This window comes from Streptomyces sp. NBC_01723 (assembly GCF_036246005.1).
Classification (GTDB): Bacteria; Actinomycetota; Actinomycetes; order Streptomycetales; family Streptomycetaceae; genus Streptomyces.
Genome location: NZ_CP109171.1, coordinates 5,874,009 through 5,891,771, shown reverse-complemented (window position 1 = coordinate 5,891,771; position 17,763 = coordinate 5,874,009). Strand labels below are relative to the sequence as shown.

General features: G+C 70.0%; 9 protein-coding genes, 1 tRNA gene and 1 rRNA gene. 1 reads left to right on the top strand and 10 read right to left on the bottom strand.

The features are described from left to right. Nucleotides 1-40 precede the first annotated feature (40 nt). From OIE75_RS27320 to OIE75_RS27290, 7 genes are all read right to left on the bottom strand, one after another. Nucleotides 41-586 (bottom strand): CinA family protein, encoded by a 546-nt coding sequence (locus tag OIE75_RS27320; protein WP_307015423.1) that lies wholly within the window; start codon nucleotides 584-586, stop codon nucleotides 41-43. Further along, nucleotides 583-1,356: a CDP-diacylglycerol--glycerol-3-phosphate 3-phosphatidyltransferase gene (gene pgsA, locus OIE75_RS27315; protein WP_307015422.1), complete on the bottom strand. Its 774-nt coding sequence runs from the start codon at nucleotides 1,354-1,356 to the stop codon at nucleotides 583-585. The genes OIE75_RS27320 and pgsA overlap by 4 nt, the downstream gene beginning before the upstream one ends. Continuing rightward, nucleotides 1,353-2,834: a 30S ribosomal protein S12 methylthiotransferase RimO gene (gene rimO, locus OIE75_RS27310; RefSeq protein WP_329472366.1), complete on the bottom strand. Its 1,482-nt coding sequence runs from the start codon at nucleotides 2,832-2,834 to the stop codon at nucleotides 1,353-1,355. The genes pgsA and rimO overlap by 4 nt, the downstream gene beginning before the upstream one ends. A 91-nt stretch (nucleotides 2,835-2,925) precedes the next feature. Beyond that, nucleotides 2,926-3,789 carry a helix-turn-helix domain-containing protein gene (locus OIE75_RS27305; protein ID WP_307015420.1) on the bottom strand — a complete coding sequence of 288 codons (864 nt, stop codon included), beginning with the start codon at nucleotides 3,787-3,789 and terminating at the stop codon, nucleotides 2,926-2,928. A gap of 261 nt (nucleotides 3,790-4,050) precedes the next feature. Next, on the bottom strand, nucleotides 4,051-6,798 hold the full coding sequence (locus OIE75_RS27300; protein WP_329472365.1) for a DNA translocase FtsK: 2,748 nt from the start codon (nucleotides 6,796-6,798) through the stop codon (nucleotides 4,051-4,053). A gap of 173 nt (nucleotides 6,799-6,971) precedes the next feature. Then, nucleotides 6,972-7,646, bottom strand: coding sequence for a response regulator (locus OIE75_RS27295; RefSeq protein ID WP_114529589.1), 675 nt, complete (start codon nucleotides 7,644-7,646; stop codon nucleotides 6,972-6,974). Between the two features lie 366 nt (nucleotides 7,647-8,012). Then, the gene (locus tag OIE75_RS27290) at nucleotides 8,013-13,484 is read right to left on the bottom strand and encodes a HAMP domain-containing protein (protein ID WP_307015418.1); all 5,472 of its coding nucleotides are present in this window, start codon (nucleotides 13,482-13,484) and stop codon (nucleotides 8,013-8,015) included. Nucleotides 13,485-13,876: 392 nt separating this feature from the next. Here OIE75_RS27290 and OIE75_RS27285 point away from each other — a divergent pair, with 392 nt between their 5' ends. After that, nucleotides 13,877-16,627, top strand: a complete 2,751-nt coding sequence (locus tag OIE75_RS27285; protein WP_307015417.1) for a SpoIIE family protein phosphatase — start codon at nucleotides 13,877-13,879, stop codon at nucleotides 16,625-16,627. A 46-nt stretch (nucleotides 16,628-16,673) separates the two neighbouring features. Here the strand turns inward: OIE75_RS27285 and OIE75_RS27280 are convergent. The 3 genes from OIE75_RS27280 to rrf form a co-directional block, all read right to left on the bottom strand. Continuing rightward, nucleotides 16,674-16,749, bottom strand: a tRNA-Thr gene (locus OIE75_RS27280). A 75-nt stretch (nucleotides 16,750-16,824) separates the two neighbouring features. Then, nucleotides 16,825-17,490: a DegT/DnrJ/EryC1/StrS family aminotransferase gene (locus tag OIE75_RS27275; protein ID WP_329474067.1), complete on the bottom strand. Its 666-nt coding sequence runs from the start codon at nucleotides 17,488-17,490 to the stop codon at nucleotides 16,825-16,827. A 114-nt stretch (nucleotides 17,491-17,604) separates the two neighbouring features. Continuing rightward, nucleotides 17,605-17,721: ribosomal RNA gene (gene rrf / locus OIE75_RS27270) — 5S ribosomal RNA — on the bottom strand. Between the last annotated feature and the right edge of the window lie 42 nt (nucleotides 17,722-17,763).

Sequence of the window (17,763 nt, the reverse complement as noted above, 5' to 3'; positions counted from 1 at the left end):
GTGCGGGGAGCGATGTCGTGTTCACTCAGGGCTGCAAACATCAAAACCCCCCGTTCCGTTCCGTATCCTGTGCCCGCTCATTCCCGGTCTGTTCGCCCGCAAGCTCCCTCAGAAGGAGTGCGAGTACGCTCCGTACACTCTCCATACGAATTTCCGCACGGTCGCCGTTCAACCGCAGCGCCTCCACTTTTCCGCCACAGGCGGAACCGTCATCGGCTCCCGAAGGCCCGTCGACGGCCACGAAAACCGTCCCCACGGCCTGCCCGTCCTGCGCGTCCGGACCGGCGACGCCGGTCGTGGCGATGCCCCAGTCGGCGCCGAGAATTTTCCGGGCTCCCGCCGCCATCTGGGCCGCGACCTGCGCGTCCACCGCTCCGCGGGACGCGAGCAGTGAGGCGTCGACGCCGAGGATCTCCCGCTTCAGCTCCGTCGCGTAGGCGGTGACGGATCCCCGGAAGGCCTTGGACGCCCCGGGCACCGACGTGACCTCGGACGCCACCATTCCGCCGGTCAGGGACTCGGCGACCGCGAGGGTCTCTCCCCTCACGGTGAGTAGTCGCACCACGTCCGCAGCAGTGGAACTCAAGCTTCCGACCCCTTCAACGCCGCCCGGCGCTCGGCGATTCCCCGGCGGCGCAGCACAATGGCCTGCTTCACATAGTCCAGCCCGGTCACGACGGTCAGGACGACCGCCGCGGCCATCACCCAGAACCTCAGGGTGGCCAGGGGCCCCGTCAGCGCCAGGACGTACATCCCCACGGCGATGCCCTGGGTGAGCGTCTTGAGCTTGCCGCCGCGGCTGGCCGGGATGACGCCGTACCGGATGACCACGAAACGCAGCACGGTGATCCCGAGTTCCCGGCCGAGGATCACGGCCGTGACCCACCACGGCAGATCGCCGAGCACGGACAGGCAGATGAGCGCCGCCCCCATGATCGCCTTGTCGGCGATGGGGTCGGCGATCTTCCCGAAGTCGGTGACGAGGTTGTAGGCCCGTGCCAGATGGCCGTCGAAGAGGTCGGTGATCATGGCGATGGCGAAGGCGGCCCAGGCGAAGGAGCGCCAGGCCGGGTCGTACCCGCCGTTGCCGAGCATCAGGGCGACGAAGGCCGGGACCAGCAGCAGCCGGAGCATCGTCAGGAGGTTGGCGACGTTCCAGACACTCGCCTGGTTGACGGCCGCGGCCACGACCTTGCCGCCCCGCAGCGCGGCACTGCCTTCGGTCGCTCCCCGCTCCGGGGTGGCTCCCGGGGTCGTCCGCCCGGCCGGTTCCTGCGTGGCTCCGGAGGGGGCGCGCGGGCCGGTCCTGCGCGCGCCGGAGGGGCCACCCGCCGCGGACGCCGGGGCTCCGGTCATCTGCCGGCCTCCTCACTACATTCGGACGAGCCCGGCAGCGGTTCGGCCACCAGGTCGACACCCTCCGTACCGACCACCTTCGCGTCGACCATACGACCGACACTCAGGCCTTCGCCGCTCGTGAGCAGCACCTGGCCGTCCGTCTCGGGCGCCTGGTGCTCCGCGCGGCCACGGACACCGTCTCCGTCGTCGGCCGACTCCACGGACTCGACGAGTACCCGCACCGTCGCGCCGACGCGCTCCTCGGCCCGCTGCGAGACGAGTTCCTCGGCCAGGCGGGATACACGTGCCAACCGCTCGGCGACGACGTCCTCGTCCAGCTTGTGCTCGTAGGTGGCCGCCTCGGTGCCCTCCTCGTCGGAGTAGCCGAAGACGCCGATGGCGTCGAGCCGCGCGTGGTTCAGGAAGCGCTCCAGCTCGGCGAGGTCGGAGGCGGACTCGCCGGGGAAGCCCACGATGAAGTTGGAGCGCACGCCCGCCTCGGGGGCCTTGCTCCGGATGGTGTCCAGCAGTTCCAGGAAGCGGTCGGTGTCGCCGAAGCGGCGCATCGCGCGCAGCACGTTCGGCGCGGAGTGCTGGAAGGAGAGGTCGAAGTAGGGCACGACCTTCGGAGTGGAGGTCAGCACGTCGATGAGGCCGGGGCGCATCTCGGCCGGCTGGAGGTAGCTGACGCGCACCCGCTCGATGCCGTCGACGTCGGCGAGGTTGGGCAGCAGGGACTCCAGCAGGCGGATGTCACCGAGGTCCTTGCCGTAGGAGGTGTTGTTCTCGGAGACCAGCATGATCTCCTTGACGCCCTGCTCGGCCAGCCACCGCGTCTCGTTCAGCACGTCGCTCGGGCGGCGGGAGATGAAGGAGCCGCGGAAGGACGGGATGGCGCAGAAGGAGCAGCGCCGGTCGCAGCCGGAGGCGAGCTTCACCGAGGCGACCGGGGAGCCGTCCAGGCGGCGGCGCAGGGGTGCGCGGGGTCCGGAGGCGGGGGCGACGCCCTCGGGGAGATCGGTCGGGCCGTGTCCCGGCAGGGCGACGGCGGCACCGGCCTCCTGACGCTCGGCGGGGCTGATCGGGAGCAGCTTGCGCCGGTCGCGCGGGGTGTGCGCGGCGTGGATGCCGCCGCCGAGGATGGTCTGGAGCCGGTCGGAGATGTCGGCGTAGTCGTCGAAGCCCAGCACGCCGTCGGCCTCGGGGAGGGCTTCGGCGAGGTCCTTGCCGTACCGCTCGGCCATGCAGCCCACCGCCACGACGGCCTGCGTTCTTCCGCGCCCCTTGAGGTCGTTGGCCTCCAGGAGGGCGTCCACGGAGTCCTTCTTGGCGGCCTCGACGAAGCCGCAGGTGTTCACGACGGCGACGTCCGCTTCCTCGGCGTCCTCGACGAGCTTCCAGCCGTCCGCCTCCAGACGGCCTGCGAGCTCCTCCGAGTCCACCTCGTTACGGGCGCAGCCAAGGGTGACGAGTGCGACGGTACGGCTTTCAGGCATGGGCTCAAGACTACTTCGTCCCGCCGACAGCCCATGTCGACGGGGTTGGCCGATCCCGGCCAACCCCGTACCGACTCGTTCCCCGGGTCCCCTATCCGACCTGCGGGTCGCCCTTCGTGTAGGTCAGGCGCTCCACGGAGCCCGGCCGGAAGTCGTCCTCGATCTTCTTGCCGTTGACGTACAGCTGGATGACGCCGGCGTCGCCGAGGACGAGGTTGACCTTCTCGTTGTCCTGGAAGGTCTTCGAGTCGCCCTGTTCGAGGAGCCCGTCGAAGAGCAGCCGGCCGTTGTGGTCCTTCGCGGAGATCCAGCTGCGTCCCTCGACGGCGCTGACCTTGACGGTCACCTTGTCGCGGGGCGCGGCGGCGATGGCGCTGTCGGAGGGTTCCGGCTTGGGATCGGCCGGCTTCTTAGGTTTGGCGCCTGCCGAGGCGGAGCCGCCGGTCGAGGGCTGGGCGCCCTCGGCGACGCTCGCCTCGTTGCCGCCGTCGTCGCCGCCCTTGGCGAACGTGAACCCGACGAAGCCGATCACCGCGACGATCGCGGCGACCATGGCGGCGGTCCAGTTGGGTCCGCGGCGCTCCGGACGGATACGTTCCGCCTCGAAGAGGGGGGCGGCGGGGGTCGGCGCCGGGCGGCCGCCGTGCGCGTCGTCGAACTGCGCGAGCAGCTCGGCCGGGTCGAGCCCGACGGCCTTGGCCAGGGTGCGGATGTGACCGCGCGCGTAGACGTCGCCGCCGCAGGGCGCGAAGTCGTCCGCCTCGATGGCGTGCACGATGGCGATCCGGACGCGGGTGGCGGTGGTGATGTCGTCGACGGTCAACCCGGCGGCGATCCGCGCCTGCTGGAGGGCACGGCCGACGGAGGGGCGGGTTTCCTCGGAGACGTGTTCAGTAACGTCTGGGGAAACGTCTTCGATCGGACGCTCGTCTTCAGGGGAGTTGCCGTTGGACACGGGGGCGCCTTTCGAGCGTTTAGCCGCCTGTGCTGGACTTCAGTCTAGGGGGGTTGCGAACGGGTCGGGCAACCGGGCGGTACGACCCTTTACGCCATCCGAATGGCCCGGCATCCCGATGGTGGACTACCTGTTGTCACTTCCCTCAAGTTGACGTACGTCATGGGGAAACGGTTGCTCAATGATCCCTAACGGGTGAGTCACGATCGGCCACCCGGCCGTCCCGGCCCTCCGTCGGCGGAATCCTTGGCCCACGATTTCCTACCCTTCAGACTCCCCCCGGATCACGGCGAGCACTCCGTCCAGCTCATCAGGCTTCACAAGAACGTCACGAGCCTTTGAGCCTTCGCTCGGTCCGACGATGCTCCGCGACTCCATCAGGTCCATCAGCCGCCCCGCCTTGGCGAAGCCGACGCGCAGCTTGCGCTGGAGCATGGAGGTCGACCCGAACTGGGTGGAGACGACCAGCTCGGCCGCCTGGCACAGCAGGTCGAGGTCGTCGCCGATGTCCTCGTCGATCTCCTTCTTCTGCTTGGTCCCCACGGTGACGTCGTCCCTGAAGACGGGCGCCATCTGGTCCTTGCAGTGCTGGACGACGGCCGCGACCTCCTCCTCGGTCACGAACGCGCCCTGCATACGGGTCGGCTTGTTCGCGCCCATGGGCAGGAAGAGGCCGTCGCCCTTGCCGATCAGCTTCTCGGCGCCGGGCTGGTCGAGGATGACCCGCGAGTCGGCGAGCGAGGAGGTGGCGAAGGCGAGCCGGGAGGGCACGTTGGCCTTGATCAGGCCGGTGACGACGTCCACGGAGGGCCGCTGGGTGGCGAGCACCAGGTGGATGCCGGCCGCCCGCGCGAGCTGCGTGATCCGCACGATCGCGTCCTCGACGTCGCGCGGCGCCACCATCATCAGGTCGGCCAGCTCGTCCACGATCACCAGCAGGTACGGGTAGGGCTGGAGTTCGCGCTCGCTGCCCTCGGGCGGCTTGGCCTTGCCCTCGCGCACCGCGCGGTTGAAGTCGTCGATGTGCCGGTAGCCGTAGGCGGCGAGGTCGTCGTAGCGCAGGTCCATCTCGCGCACGACCCACTGGAGGGCCTCGGCGGCGCGCTTCGGGTTGGTGATGATCGGCGTGATCAGGTGCGGGATGCCCTCGTACGCGGTCAGCTCGACGCGCTTGGGGTCGACCAGGATCATGCGGACGTCCTCCGGCGTCGCCCGCATCATGATCGAGGTGATCAGGCAGTTGATGCAGGACGACTTGCCGGAGCCGGTGGCACCCGCGACGAGCATGTGCGGCATCTTCGCCAGCGAGTGCATGACGTAGCCGCCCTCGACGTCCTTGCCGAAGGCGACCAGCATCGGGTCGTCGTCCTCGGCGGACTCGGCGAGGCGCAGTACGTCGCCGAGGTTGACCATCTCCCGGTCGGTGTTGGGGATCTCGATGCCGACCGCGGACTTGCCGGGGATCGGGCTGATGATCCGCACGTCGGGACTGGCGACGGCGTACGCGATGTTCTTGGTCAGCGCGGTGATCCGCTCGACCTTGACGGCGGGGCCCAGCTCGACCTCGTAGCGGGTCACCGTCGGGCCGCGGGTGAAGCCGGTGACCCGGGCGTCGACCTTGAACTCGGTGAAGACGGTGGTCAGCGAGTCCACTATGGCGTCGTTGGCGGCGCTGCGCGCCTTGCCGGGGCCACCGCGCGTGAGGAGGTCGAGGGCCGGCAGGGAGTAGGTGATGTCGCCGGAGAGCTGGAGCTGCTCGGCGCGCGGCGGCAGGTCACGCTCCTGCGGCAACGGCGTCTTGGTGAGGTCGGGGACGGCGCCCGGCGTCGCGGGCTCGGCGGACTTGGCGGGGTCCTTCTTGAGCTTGCCCGGCTGTGGGCGCGCGGCCGGCACGGGCGTCGGAGTCGGCGTCGTCGACTCGCGGTCCCCGGGGCTGACGCCCTGGGTGAGGTCGGCGACCAGCGGCGACGGCGGCATTCCGTGCATGACGGCGCCGTCGAGCGCGGCGGCGGCGGCCGCGGCGACGTCCACGGCGTCCATCGGCCGGTTCATCTCGGGCTGCGGCACGGCGGACCGGCGGGGCCTGCCGCGGCGCCTGCTCAGCACCTCCTGCTCGGCCGCGTCCGGGTCGTACGGCTCGGCGGGCGCTCCCCCGCGCCTGCGGGTCCGCTCGGGCAGCGCCTCGCGCCACTGGTCGTCGTAGCGCTCGTCGTCGTCGGTGAACGCGTCCGCGTCGGGGTCGTCGACCACGCCGAGCCGCACGCCGAGCTGGCGCAGCCGCTGCGGAATGGCGTTCACCGGTGTGGCGGTGACGACCAGCAGCCCGAAGACGGTGAGCAGCGCGAGCAGCGGCACGGCCAGGACGTCGGTCATCGTGTACGACAGCGGGGTGGCCGCGCCCCAGCCGATGAGCCCGCCGGCGTCCCTTATGGCCTGCATGCCCTCGCCGCGGGCCGGTGAGCCGCACGCGATGTGCACCTGGCCGAGCACGCCGACGACGAGCGCGGACAGGCCGATCACGATCCGCCCGTTGGCCTCGGGCTTCTCGGGGTGCCGGATCAGACGCACGGCGATGGCGCCGAGCAGGATCGGCACGAGCAGGTCCAGCCGGCCGAAGGCGCCGGTCACCAGGATCTCGACGAGGTCGCCGACGGGGCCCTTGAGGTCGGCCCAGGTGCCCGCGGCGACGATCAGGGCGACGGCGAGCAGCAGCAGCGCGGAACCGTCCTTGCGGTGGGCGGGGTCGAGGTTCTTGGCGCCCTGCCCTATGCCGCGGAAGACGGCGCCGACCCCATGCGCCAGGCCGAGCCAGAGCGCGCGCGCCAAGCGGTAGACACCGCTGGTGGGGCTCGGGGCCGGTTTGGGCGCGGGCTTCTTCGCGACGGCCTTCTTGGCGGGCGCCTTCTTCGGAGGTGCCTTCTTGGCAGCGGCCTTCTTGACCGGCCCCTTCGCGGGAGCGGCCGCCTTCTTCGCGGGCTGCTTCTTGGCTGCGGAGGGACGTGAGGCCATAGGTGTGAGGTTACCGGGGGAGGCGGCGGTCGACACGTGCGCCTACCGCTTCACCCGTTCGTGTCGTCCGGAGCGAGTTGCGGAACTGACGCCTCCGGTGCAGCTCCTGACAAGTCCTCACAGACCGGACCACGGGGCTCGCGAGCCGCCCGGCGGCGGACCCACGGCGGGCCTCAGTTGACGGCGGGCTGACCGCCGGACGTGCCGGGCTCCAGGGCGTCCAGGGCCCTCCGCAGTCCGGTGAGCTTGCGTTCCAGGTGCGCCGCGGTGGCCACCGCCGCCGCGTCCGTGGACTCGTCGCCCAACTGCTTGGAGAGCGCCTCCGCCTGCTCCTCCACGGCCGCCAGCCGGGCCGACAGCTCGGCGAGCAGCCCCGCAGGCTCCTTGGCCTCGCCGGCCGCGGCCTTGTCGCCGCCCTCCAACTGGAGCCGCAGCAGGGCCGCCTGCTCACGCAGCTGGCAGTTCTTCATGTACAGCTCGACGAAGACCGAGACCTTCGCGCGCAGCACCCACGGGTCGAACGGCTTGGAGATGTAGTCCACCGCGCCCGCCGCGTAACCGCGGAAGGTGTGGTGCGGACCGTGGTTGATCGCGGTGAGGAAGATGATCGGGATGTCCCGGGTCCGCTCCCGTCGCTTGATGTGCGCGGCGGTCTCGAAACCGTCCATGCCCGGCATCTGGACGTCCAGCAGAATGACCGCGAAGTCGTCCGTGAGCAGTGCTTTGAGCGCTTCCTCCCCGGACGATGCCCGCACCAGCGTCTGATCGAGCGCCGAGAGGATCGCCTCCAGCGCCAGCAGATTCTCCGGCCGGTCATCGACCAGGAGGATCTTGGCCTTCTGCACCATGGCCCGCCCTCCTCGCCCCGGCGTGGGGCCTCCCCTGTCCGCAGGACTTGGCGCGGCACCGGCGGGTGCCACCCCGGGGGACGACTCCCTTGCGTCGCCCGTCCTTGTGCCGGTCATCGTAGCCGCACCCCGCCTGTCGCCACACCCTGTCACCGTGATGTCACTGTGCACATAGCAGAAACGCAGCGGGAGACCAGAAGGTTCCCCGAATCCCGCACCTCTACACGGCTCCGGGCACGCTGAGTCAGCGACTCCGCGCGGGTCCCGGAGGTTCCCGCCGTTCACGCACACCCCACGTTCGCACACTGTCCGGACGCGGCGCACGGAAGGTGCCCCTCCGTACCAACGACACGGTGCCCGAACGTACTACTCCTCGCGCATCCACTGCTGCATCACCGTCAACAGGTGATCGGGGTCGACCGGCTTCGTCACGTAGTCGGAGGCGCCCGACTCGATCGCCTTCTCCCGGTCTCCCTTCATCGCCTTGGCGGTCAACGCGATGATCGGCAGCCCGGCGAACTGCGGCATCCGACGGATCGCCGTGGTCGTCGCGTACCCGTCCATCTCGGGCATCATGATGTCCATCAGGACCACCGCCACGTCCTCGTGCTGCTCCAGCACCTCGATGCCCTCGCGCCCGTTCTCCGCGTACAGCACTGACAGCCCGTGCTGCTCCAGGACGCTGGTCAGCGCGAACACGTTACGGATGTCGTCGTCGACGATCAGCACCTTCTGCCCGCCGAACCGGATCCCGCGGCTGGAGTGCGTCGTCTCCTGCTCGGGGCTCGGCTGCCGCTCCCGCACCGCGGGCAGCTCCTCGGTCTCCGCCGAGCGGCGACGACGCCGGAACAGGGCCGCGGCACCGTTCTGCGAGTCCTGGTACGACCGCACCTCGGCCGGCGTCTCGGCCTCCGTCTCCGGCCGCTCGTCCGTCGCCCCGGAGCCCGCCGGCAGCTCGCCTCCCCCGGCGGGCGGCAGGGGCTGCGGGTAGCCGTGCGACGGCAGCTCGCTCGGGCGCAGCGGCAGGTAGAGCGTGAACGTCGAGCCACGGCCCGTCTCGCTCTGCGCGTGGATCTCACCGCCCAGCAACTGCGCGATCTCCCGCGAGATGGACAGCCCGAGGCCCGTGCCGCCGTACTTGCGGCTGGTGGTGCCGTCGGCCTGCTTGAACGCCTCGAAGATCACCCGCATCTTGCTGGCCGCGATCCCGATCCCGGTGTCGCTCACGGAGAACGCGATCAGCTCGGCGTCCGGGTCGGTCATCGAACCCGCCTCCAGCAACTGCTCCCGGATGCCCTGCGGAACGTCGTCCCGGGCCGGCCTGATGACCAGCTCGACCGCCCCCGAGTCGGTGAACTTCACCGCGTTGGACAGCAGGTTGCGCAGCACCTGGAGCAGCCGCTGCTCGTCGGTGTGCAGCGTGGCGGGCAGCTCGGGCGACACCCGCACCGACAGGTCCAGGCCCTTCTCCGCGGTCAGCGGCCGGAAGGTGGCCTCCACGTAGTCGACCAGCTGGACGAGCGCGATGCGCGTCGGGGAGACGTCCATCTTGCCCGCCTCGACCTTCGACAGGTCGAGGATGTCGTTGATGAGCTGGAGCAGGTCGGAACCGGCCCCGTGGATGGTCTCGGCGAACTCGACCTGCTTGGGCGACAGGTTCGCGTCGGCGTTGTCGGCGAGCAGCTTGGCCAGGATCAGCAGCGAGTTGAGCGGCGTACGCAGTTCGTGCGACATGTTGGCGAGGAACTCGCTCTTGTAGCGCATCGAGACCGCCAGTTGCTCGGCGCGCTCCTCCAGGACCTGCCGCGCCTCCTCGATCTCGGTGTTCTTCACCTCGATGTCGCGGTTCTGCTGCGCCAGCAGCTCGGCCTTCTCCTCCAGTTCGGCGTTGGACGACTGCAGCGCCTTCTGCCGCTGCTCCAGCTCCTCGGACCGCTCCCGCAGTTGCTCGGTCAGCTCCTGCGACTGGCTCAGCAGCACCTCCGTCTTGGTGTTGACGGAGATGGTGTTGACGCTGGTCGCGATCATCTCGGCGATCTGGTTGAGGAAGTCCTTCTGGATCTGCGTGAACGGCGTGAAGGACGCCAGCTCGATCACGCCGAGCACCTGCCCCTCGAACAGCACCGGCAGGACGATCACCTGGGCGGGCGGGGCCTCCCCGAGCCCGGAGGAGATCTTCAGATAGCCGCTCGGCGCGTTCTCCACGAGGATCGTGCGCTTCTCCTCGGCGGCCGTGCCGACCAGCGCCTCCCCCGGCCGGAAGGACGTGGGCATCGACCCCATCGAGTAGCCGTACGACCCCAGCATGCGCAGTTCGTACTGGTCCTCCTGGGCGCCCGCCTGATCCTGGCCGTCGACGACCAGGGGCATCGCGAGGAAGAAGGCCCCGTGCTGCGCGGAGACCACCGGGGTCAGCTCGCTCATGATCAGCGAGGCGACGTCCTGGAGGTCCCGGCGGCCCTGCATCAGTCCCGAGATGCGGGCCAGGTTGCCCTTGAGCCAGTCCTGCTCCTTGTTGGCGATCGTGGTGTCGCGGAGGTTGGCGATCATCTTGTTGATGTAGTCCTGAAGCTCGGAGATCTCGCCGGAGGCGTCCACGTCGATCTTCAGGTTCAGGTCGCCGCGCGTCACCGCGGTCGCCACCCTCGCGATGGCGCGCACCTGCCGGGTCAGGTTCCCGGCCATCTCGTTCACCGACTCCGTCAGGTCCCGCCAGGTGCCGTCGACGTCCCGCACGCGCGCCTGACCGCCCAGCTGCCCCTCCGTGCCCACCTCGCGGGCCACGCGGGTGACCTCCTCGGCGAAGGACGACAGCTGGTCGACCATCGTGTTGATGGTCGTCTTCAGCTCCAGGATCTCGCCGCGCGCGTCGATGTCGATCTTCTTGGTCAGGTCGCCCTTGGCGATGGCGGTGGTGACCATGGCGATGTTGCGCACCTGACCGGTCAGGTTGGACGCCATCTGGTTCACCGACTCGGTGAGGTCCTTCCACGTACCCGACACGCCCGGCACGTGCGCCTGCCCGCCGAGGATGCCGTCCGTGCCCACCTCACGGGCCACCTTGGTGACCTGCTCGGCGAACGAACTCAGCGTCTTCACCATGGTGTTGAACGTCTCGGCCAGCTGGTGGACCTCACCGCGCGCCTCGATCGTCACCGTCCGCGTCAGGTCGCCGTTGGCGACGGCGGCGGCCACCTGGGAGATGTTCCGCACCTGGACGGTGAGGTTCTTCGCCATCAGGTTGACGTTGTCGCTGAGGTCCTTCCAGATGCCCACGACACCGGGCACGTGCGCCTGGCCGCCGAGAATGCCCTCCGTGCCGACCTCACGGGCCACGCGCGTGACCTGCTCCGCGAAGGACGACAACTGGTCGACCATCGTGTTGACGGTGGTGACGAGTTCGAGGATCTCGCCCTTGGCGTCGACGGTGATCTTCTTCGACAGGTCGCCCTTGGCCACGGCCGTGGTGACCTCGGCGATGTTGCGGACCTGCATGGTCAGGTTGTTGGCCATGCCGTTAACCGACTGCGTGAGGTCCTTCCAGGTGCCGGAGACACCCTGCACCTCCGCCTGGCCGCCGAGGATGCCCTCGGTGCCCACCTCGCGCGCGACGCGCGTGACCTCCTGGGCGAACGACGACAGCTGGTCCACCATCGTGTTCAGCGTGTTCTTCAGCTCCAGGATCTCCCCGCGCGCGTCCACGGTGATCTTCTGGGACAGGTCACCGCGCGCCACCGCCGTGGCGACCTGCGCGATGTTGCGCACCTGCGCGGTGAGGTTGCCGGCCATGCCGTTCACCGAGTCGGTCAGGTCGCGCCAGACGCCGGCGACCCCGGGCACCTGGGCCTGACCGCCGAGGCGGCCCTCCGTGCCGACCTCGCGGGCCACACGCGTGACCTGCTCCGCGAAGGACGACAACTGGTCGACCATCGTGTTGATGGTGTTCTTCAGCTCCAGGATCTCCCCGCGCGCGTCCACGGTGATCTTCTGGGACAGGTCACCGCGCGCCACCGCCGTCGTCACCTGGGCGATGTTGCGCACCTGGGAGGTCAGGTTCCCCGCCATCGAGTTGACGGAGTCCGTCAGCTCCTTCCAGGTCCCCGACACGCCGTCGACCCGGGCCTGACCGCCGAGACGGCCCTCCGTGCCCACGTCCCGGGCCATCCGGGTCACCTGGTCGGCGAAGCTGGAGAGCTGGTCGACCATGGTGTTGACGGTGTTCTTCAACTGGAGCATCTCGCCGGAGACGTCCACGGTGACCTTCTGCGACAGGTCGCCGTTGGCCACCGCCGTCGTCACCTGGGCGATGTTGCGCACCTGGCCGGTGAGGTTGCGGAACGCGGTGTTGACGGAGTCCGTCAGGTCCTTCCACGTCCCCGCCGCGCCCGGCACCTGCGCCTGACCGCCCAGCTCCCCCTCGACCCCGACCTCGCGGGCCACCCGGGTCACCTCGGCACCGAAGCTGGAGAGCTGGTCCACCATCGTGTTGACGGTGTTCTTCAGCTCCAGCATCTCGCCGGCGACGTCCACGGTGACCTTCTGCGACAGGTCACCACTGGCCACCGCCGTCGTCACCGCGGCGATGTCACGCACCTGAGTGGTCAGGTTCCGGAAGACGGTGTTGACGGAGTCCGTCAGGTCCTTCCAGATCCCGGCCGCACCCGGCACGTTCGCCTGGCCGCCCAGCTGGCCCTCGCCACCGGTCTCGTTGGCCACGCGCGTGACCTCGTCCGCGAAGATCCGCAGCGTCTCGGTCATCTGGTTGATCGTCTCGGCGAGCTGCGCGACCTCGCCCCGGGCCGGCACCGTCACCTTCTTCGACAGGTCGCCGTTGGCCACCGCCGTCGTCACGTGCGAGATCTCCCGCACCTGGGCCGTCAGGTTCCCGGCCATGGTGTTGACGGAGTCGGTCAGCTCCTTCCACACCCCGGCCACGCCCGGCACCTGGGCCTGCCCGCCCAGGGCACCCTCGGTACCCACCTCACGGGCCACCCGCGTCACCTCGGAGGAGAACGCCGAGAGCTGGTCCACCATCGTGTTGACGGTGTTCTTCAGCTCCAGCATCTCGCCGGCCACGTGCACCGTGACCTTGCGCGACAGGTCGCCCTTGGCCACCGCCGTCGTCACCAGCGCGATGTCCCGCACCTGAGCGGTGAGCCGGTACGCCATGGTGTTGACGGAGTCCGTGAGGTCCTTCCACGAACCGGACATACCGCGCACCCGGGCCTGTCCGCCCAGCTTGCCCTCGGTACCGACCTCGCTGGCCACCCGCGTGACCTCGTCCGTGAAGGTCGACAACTGGTCGACCAGGTTGTTCACGGTCCGCCCGACCTTGAGGAACTCACCGCGCAGCGGCTGCCCGGCCCCTTCCTCCACCTGCGTCCGCAGCTCCATGCGCGGCGACAGATCACCGTCCGCCACCGCCGACAGCACCCGGCTGACCTCGGAGACGGGCCGCACGAGATCGTCGACCAGCGCGTTCGAGTTGTCGATCGCGGTCGCCCAGGCACCGTCGCAGGCCCCGGTCTCCAGCCGCTCGGTGAGTTTTCCCTCACGTCCGACCACGCGCCGCACCCGCGCCAGCTCACCCGTGAGGTGCAGGTTGCGGTCGGCCACCTCGTTGAAGACCGCCGCGATCTCGGACATCACGCCGTCGCCGGACACCGTCAGCCGTTTGCGGAAGTTTCCCTCACGCATGGAGACGAGCGCCGCGAGCAGACGATTCAACGCGGCCGTGTCCACCGTCGTAGTGCCGCCCCGCGATTTGCCCTTGTTACTCAGGGACTGTCCGCCTTTCGCGCGCGTCTTCGTGGCCCGCGTCGCTGCGCCAGACTCCACTGTGTCCCTCCCGCAGGGGTCGACCAATACTGCTGTGCCCGGCCGCGCACGCTCGGCGGACCGGTTACTGCCGCGTACTTCCCATGATGCCGAGCGATCCGGCCCGGCTCACCGGACCCGCTCCAGAGGCTGCTGCCCACCCCACTCGGCGCGCATTCACCTGCCCGGACCTCACAAGAAGCCTGCCCAGTGTTTCACCCCGGCCGAACCAGGCCATAACAGTTCGGCAGCTTCGCACATCGTCCGCACACCCTCTGGGCGGAAACACTGCAGACCGGCATCCGCATGGGCGGCGAAGGTAAGTAACCTTGCATGCGGCTGTCCAGCCAAGCCGGTGCGTCCGGTCTGGGCGGTGGTACGGAGACGAAGCGGGCATCAGAGGGGCGGCCGGAATGACCACCGGACTGATCCCGGGGGAGCAGCCCCCGGATCCCGGGCCGACGGGTGGACTGCCGCAGCAGCGGCACGACCGGGTCGGCCATGAGGCCGTGCACGGGGAGAGAGGGTCGAGGAGTTCTGTGATCACCGCGCGCGCGGCCGCCAGCTTCGAGCCCGTCGGACGGTCCGTGGCGAGTGCCCGGTCCTTCGTCCGCGACACACTTCAGGGCTGGGGCCATGCCGACATCGTCGACGACGCCGTGGTGCTGACCAGCGAACTGGTGACCAATGCGGTGGTGCACGCCGGCACCACCGCAGACGTCGAGTGCATGCGCAGCGACGACGGTGTACGGATCGAGGTCGCCGACCACTATCCGGAGCGCGAGGTCCCGCTCCAGGGCTCCCCCGCCAACATGGGCAGCCCCGACCGCGAGGGCGGCCGCGGCCTCCAGCTGTGCGCGGCCCTGGCCGACCGCTGGGGCGTCGAGTACACGCCCACCCACAAGAACGTCTGGTTCCACCTCCACCTGCCCGAGCGCCCGGTCGGCACCCGCGCCGCCGGTCCCTCGCTCCCCGCCGACCTGCTGCCGCTCGCCGACGGCCGGGTCCGCGTCGCCGTCGTCCAGATCGACCGCACCGGCTCCGTCACGTCCTGGAACGAGGACGCCGAGGAGCTCTTCGGCTACCCGGCCGAGCAGGTCACCGGCAAGCCCCTCACCGACTTCGCCGCCTGGCCGCACACTCCGGGCACCAGCACCGGCATCGCCGAAGCGCTCCAGCTCTCCCGCTGGGAGGGCAGCTACGGCATAAGGGGCGCCAACGGCCGCGTCACCCCCGTGTACGCCTCCCACCTGCGCGTCCGCGACGCCGGCGGCGAACCGTCCACGGTCTGCCTCCTCGTCCGGGACCACGAACGGGCGGTCCTCCAGACCCCGATGCGCGTACCGGCCGCCGACTCCTCGTCCTCCGAGGGCCAGAGCACCGACCCCTTCGAGGTGTTCATCGGCTCCCCGGCCCCGGACGACCTCGACGGCCTCCTCCAGCGCACGGTCGAACGCGCCCGCGACATGCTCGACGCCGACGCCGCCTTCCTGCTGCTGGCCACCGACGACGAGACGGAGCTGGAGGTCCGCGCCTCCACCGGCCTGCCCTCCGCCCGCCAGCGCTTCGCCCGCGTCCCCGTGGAGGCCGGCCCCGGCCGCTACGGCTCCGCGCGCATGCCCGCCGTCCACGACGACCTCGCGGCCGTCCCCGGCGCCGTCCCGCTGCTGAACGGCACCGGCATGCGCTCGGTCGTCACCGTCCCCCTCAAGGTCGAGGGCCGCCTCACCGGCTCCCTCGGAGTCGCCGCCGAGGCCGCCGGCCGCTACTCCAACGAGGAGGCGCTGCGCCTCCAGTTCGCCGCCGACCGCATCGCCCTGGCCGTCGAGTCGGCCCGCCTGGGCGAGCTGGAGCGGCTGCGCCGCGGCTCGCTCAGCTTCCTCGTCGAGGCCTCCGACCTCCTCGCCGGCACCCTGGACCGGGACCAGACGCTGGCCCTGATGGCCCAGATGACGGTCCCCACCCTCGCCACCTGGTGCGCCGTCTACACCATCGCCGACCAGGCCTCCGAACCGTATCTCTCCTACGTCCTGCACGAGGACGAGGAACTCATCGACGGCATCAAGTCCCTGCTGTCGAAGATCGCGCCGCCCGACCCGGTCCCCGCCCCGGGCGCCCGCGTCTGGACGACCCCCGCCGACATGGCCCATCAGGCCGCGCTGCGCACCTCCATGCGCGACCTCGGCCTGAGCGGCGGCCCGACACACCAGTTGAGCACCGGTATCGGCCCGACCCTCGCCACCGCGTCCGCGGTCGGCGGCGAGACCGTGGTCCTGCCACTGGTCGCCCGTAACCGCGTCATCGGCATGCTCACCCTGGGCAAGCCCACCGACGACCACTTCCGCCAGGAGATCCTCGAACTCGCCGAGGACCTGTCCCGCCGAGCCGCCCTGGCCCTGGACAACGCCCGCCTGTACTCGGAGCGCACGGCCATCAGCCAGTCCCTCCAGCGCAGCCTCCTGCCGCCCGAACTGCCCCTCATCGACGGCGTCGAGGTCGAGGTCATCTACCGCGCGGCCGGCGAGGGCAACGAGGTCGGCGGAGACTTCTACGACCTCTTCCCGATCAGCGACGGCGCCTACGGCTTCGCCATCGGCGACGTCTGCGGTACGGGCCCGAACGCGGCCGCCGTCACGGGCCTGGCCCGGCACGCCTTGCGCCTGCTGGCCCGCGAGGGTCTCAGCGGCCCGGCGGTCCTGGAGCGCCTCAACTCGGCCATCCTCGACGAGGGCGCCCGCAGCCGCTTCCTCACGCTGCTGTACGGCGAGATGCGCCCGCAGGACGACGGCAGCGCGGAGTTGAAGGTGGTCTGCGCCGGCCATCCGCTCCCGCTCCGGCTGCGCCAGGACGGCTCGGTCGAACCCGCCGCCGAACCCCAGCCGCTCCTCGGCGTGATCGAGGACCTGGAGCTCTACGAACAGACGGTCACCCTCGAACCGGGCGACGTCCTGCTCTGTGTCACGGACGGCGTCACCGAACGCCGCGAGGGCACCCGCATGCTGGGCGACGACGGCCTCGCCGACGTCCTCACGTCGTGCACGGGCCTGACGGCGGGTGCGGTGGCCGCGCGCATCATGCGCGCGGTGGAGCGCTTCGCCTCTGACGCCCCGTCCGACGACATGGCGATCCTCGCTATGCGCGTCCCGGAGCCGCACGCGGACTGACCAGGGCAAGCGAAAGGCCCCGCCCAATTGGGCGGGGCCTTTGTGGTGGAGCCCCCAAACGGAATCGAACCGTTGACCTTCTCCTTACCATGGAGACGCTCTACCGACTGAGCTATAGGGGCCTGTCGCTTTCGGGTTTCCCCGCGGCAACGGAATAGATCATACCCCGAACAAGCCGGTGCTCCCAACCACGGACTTCATCCGAACGCGGGTTGCAGCAGCCCGCCCAGGGCGTTGCACGCGGACACGATCCGCTGCATGTCCCGCCTGGTCAACGATGCCTCGACCGGCAACGCGAGGGTCTCGTCGACGGCCCGCTCGGTCTCGGGCAACGACACGCATCGCCGGAAGCCCGGCAACCGGTGCACGGGGGTCTTCACCGGCACCCGGCAGTCGACTCCCCGTCCCCGCACGGCACGCGCGAACGCGTCCCGGTCCGGCCGTCCGTTCCCCGGCACCCGCACGACGTACTGCTGATAGGTGTGCCCGTCGCCCCAGTCGGGGGTCCGCACCCCCCTCAGCTTCCCGTCGAGGTAGGCCGCCCGCTCCCTGCGCCGCGCTATCTCGTCGTACGGCGCCTCGGACTCCCCCTGCTCCAGCACGAGCAGCCCGTGCCGCTGCCCGACCCCGTGCAGCAGACCCATGTCCGCCGGGTGTCCGAACCGGTGCACGGCGACGATGGCCGCGGTCCGCGACGTCAACGACGCCTCCACCGCGGCGGCGTCGAGGCAGTACGTCCCCGGATCTATGTCGGCGAACACCGGCAGCGCGCCGGCGAGAGCCACGGCCTCGGCGACTTCCACGTTCCCGAAGGCAGGTACGACGACCTCGTCGCCGACGCCTACGCTGGCGGCCCTGAGCATTGCTGAGGTACCCATACGAACGATCGTCGTAGCGCAACGTGAACTTCAAGTGACGCAAAACAAAAAAGGGTTGGACCCAGAACCGAAGTTCTGGGTCCAACCCTTTAAATGATTGTTCGGCGGCGTCCTACTCTCCCACAGGGTCCCCCCTGCAGTACCATCGGCGCTGTAAGGCTTAGCTTCCGGGTTCGGAATGTAACCGGGCGTTTCCCCTACGCTATGACCACCGAAACACTATGAAACAGACAACCAGCCGCCCCTGTGACCGGGGGC

What these genes read in the sequence shown, in the direction of transcription:
- pgsA (WP_307015422.1), bottom strand. Translation starts at nt 1,356, where the DNA reads ATGACCGGAGCCCCGGCGTCCGCGGCGGGTGGCCCCTCCGGCGCGCGC.
- OIE75_RS27275 (WP_329474067.1), bottom strand. Translation starts at nt 17,490, where the DNA reads ATGCTCAGGGCCGCCAGCGTAGGCGTCGGCGACGAGGTCGTCGTACCT.
- OIE75_RS27300 (WP_329472365.1), bottom strand. Translation starts at nt 6,798, where the DNA reads ATGGCCTCACGTCCCTCCGCAGCCAAGAAGCAGCCCGCGAAGAAGGCG.
- rimO (WP_329472366.1), bottom strand. Translation starts at nt 2,834, where the DNA reads ATGCCTGAAAGCCGTACCGTCGCACTCGTCACCCTTGGCTGCGCCCGT.
- OIE75_RS27285 (WP_307015417.1), top strand. Translation starts at nt 13,877, where the DNA reads ATGACCACCGGACTGATCCCGGGGGAGCAGCCCCCGGATCCCGGGCCG.
- OIE75_RS27295 (WP_114529589.1), bottom strand. Translation starts at nt 7,646, where the DNA reads ATGGTGCAGAAGGCCAAGATCCTCCTGGTCGATGACCGGCCGGAGAAT.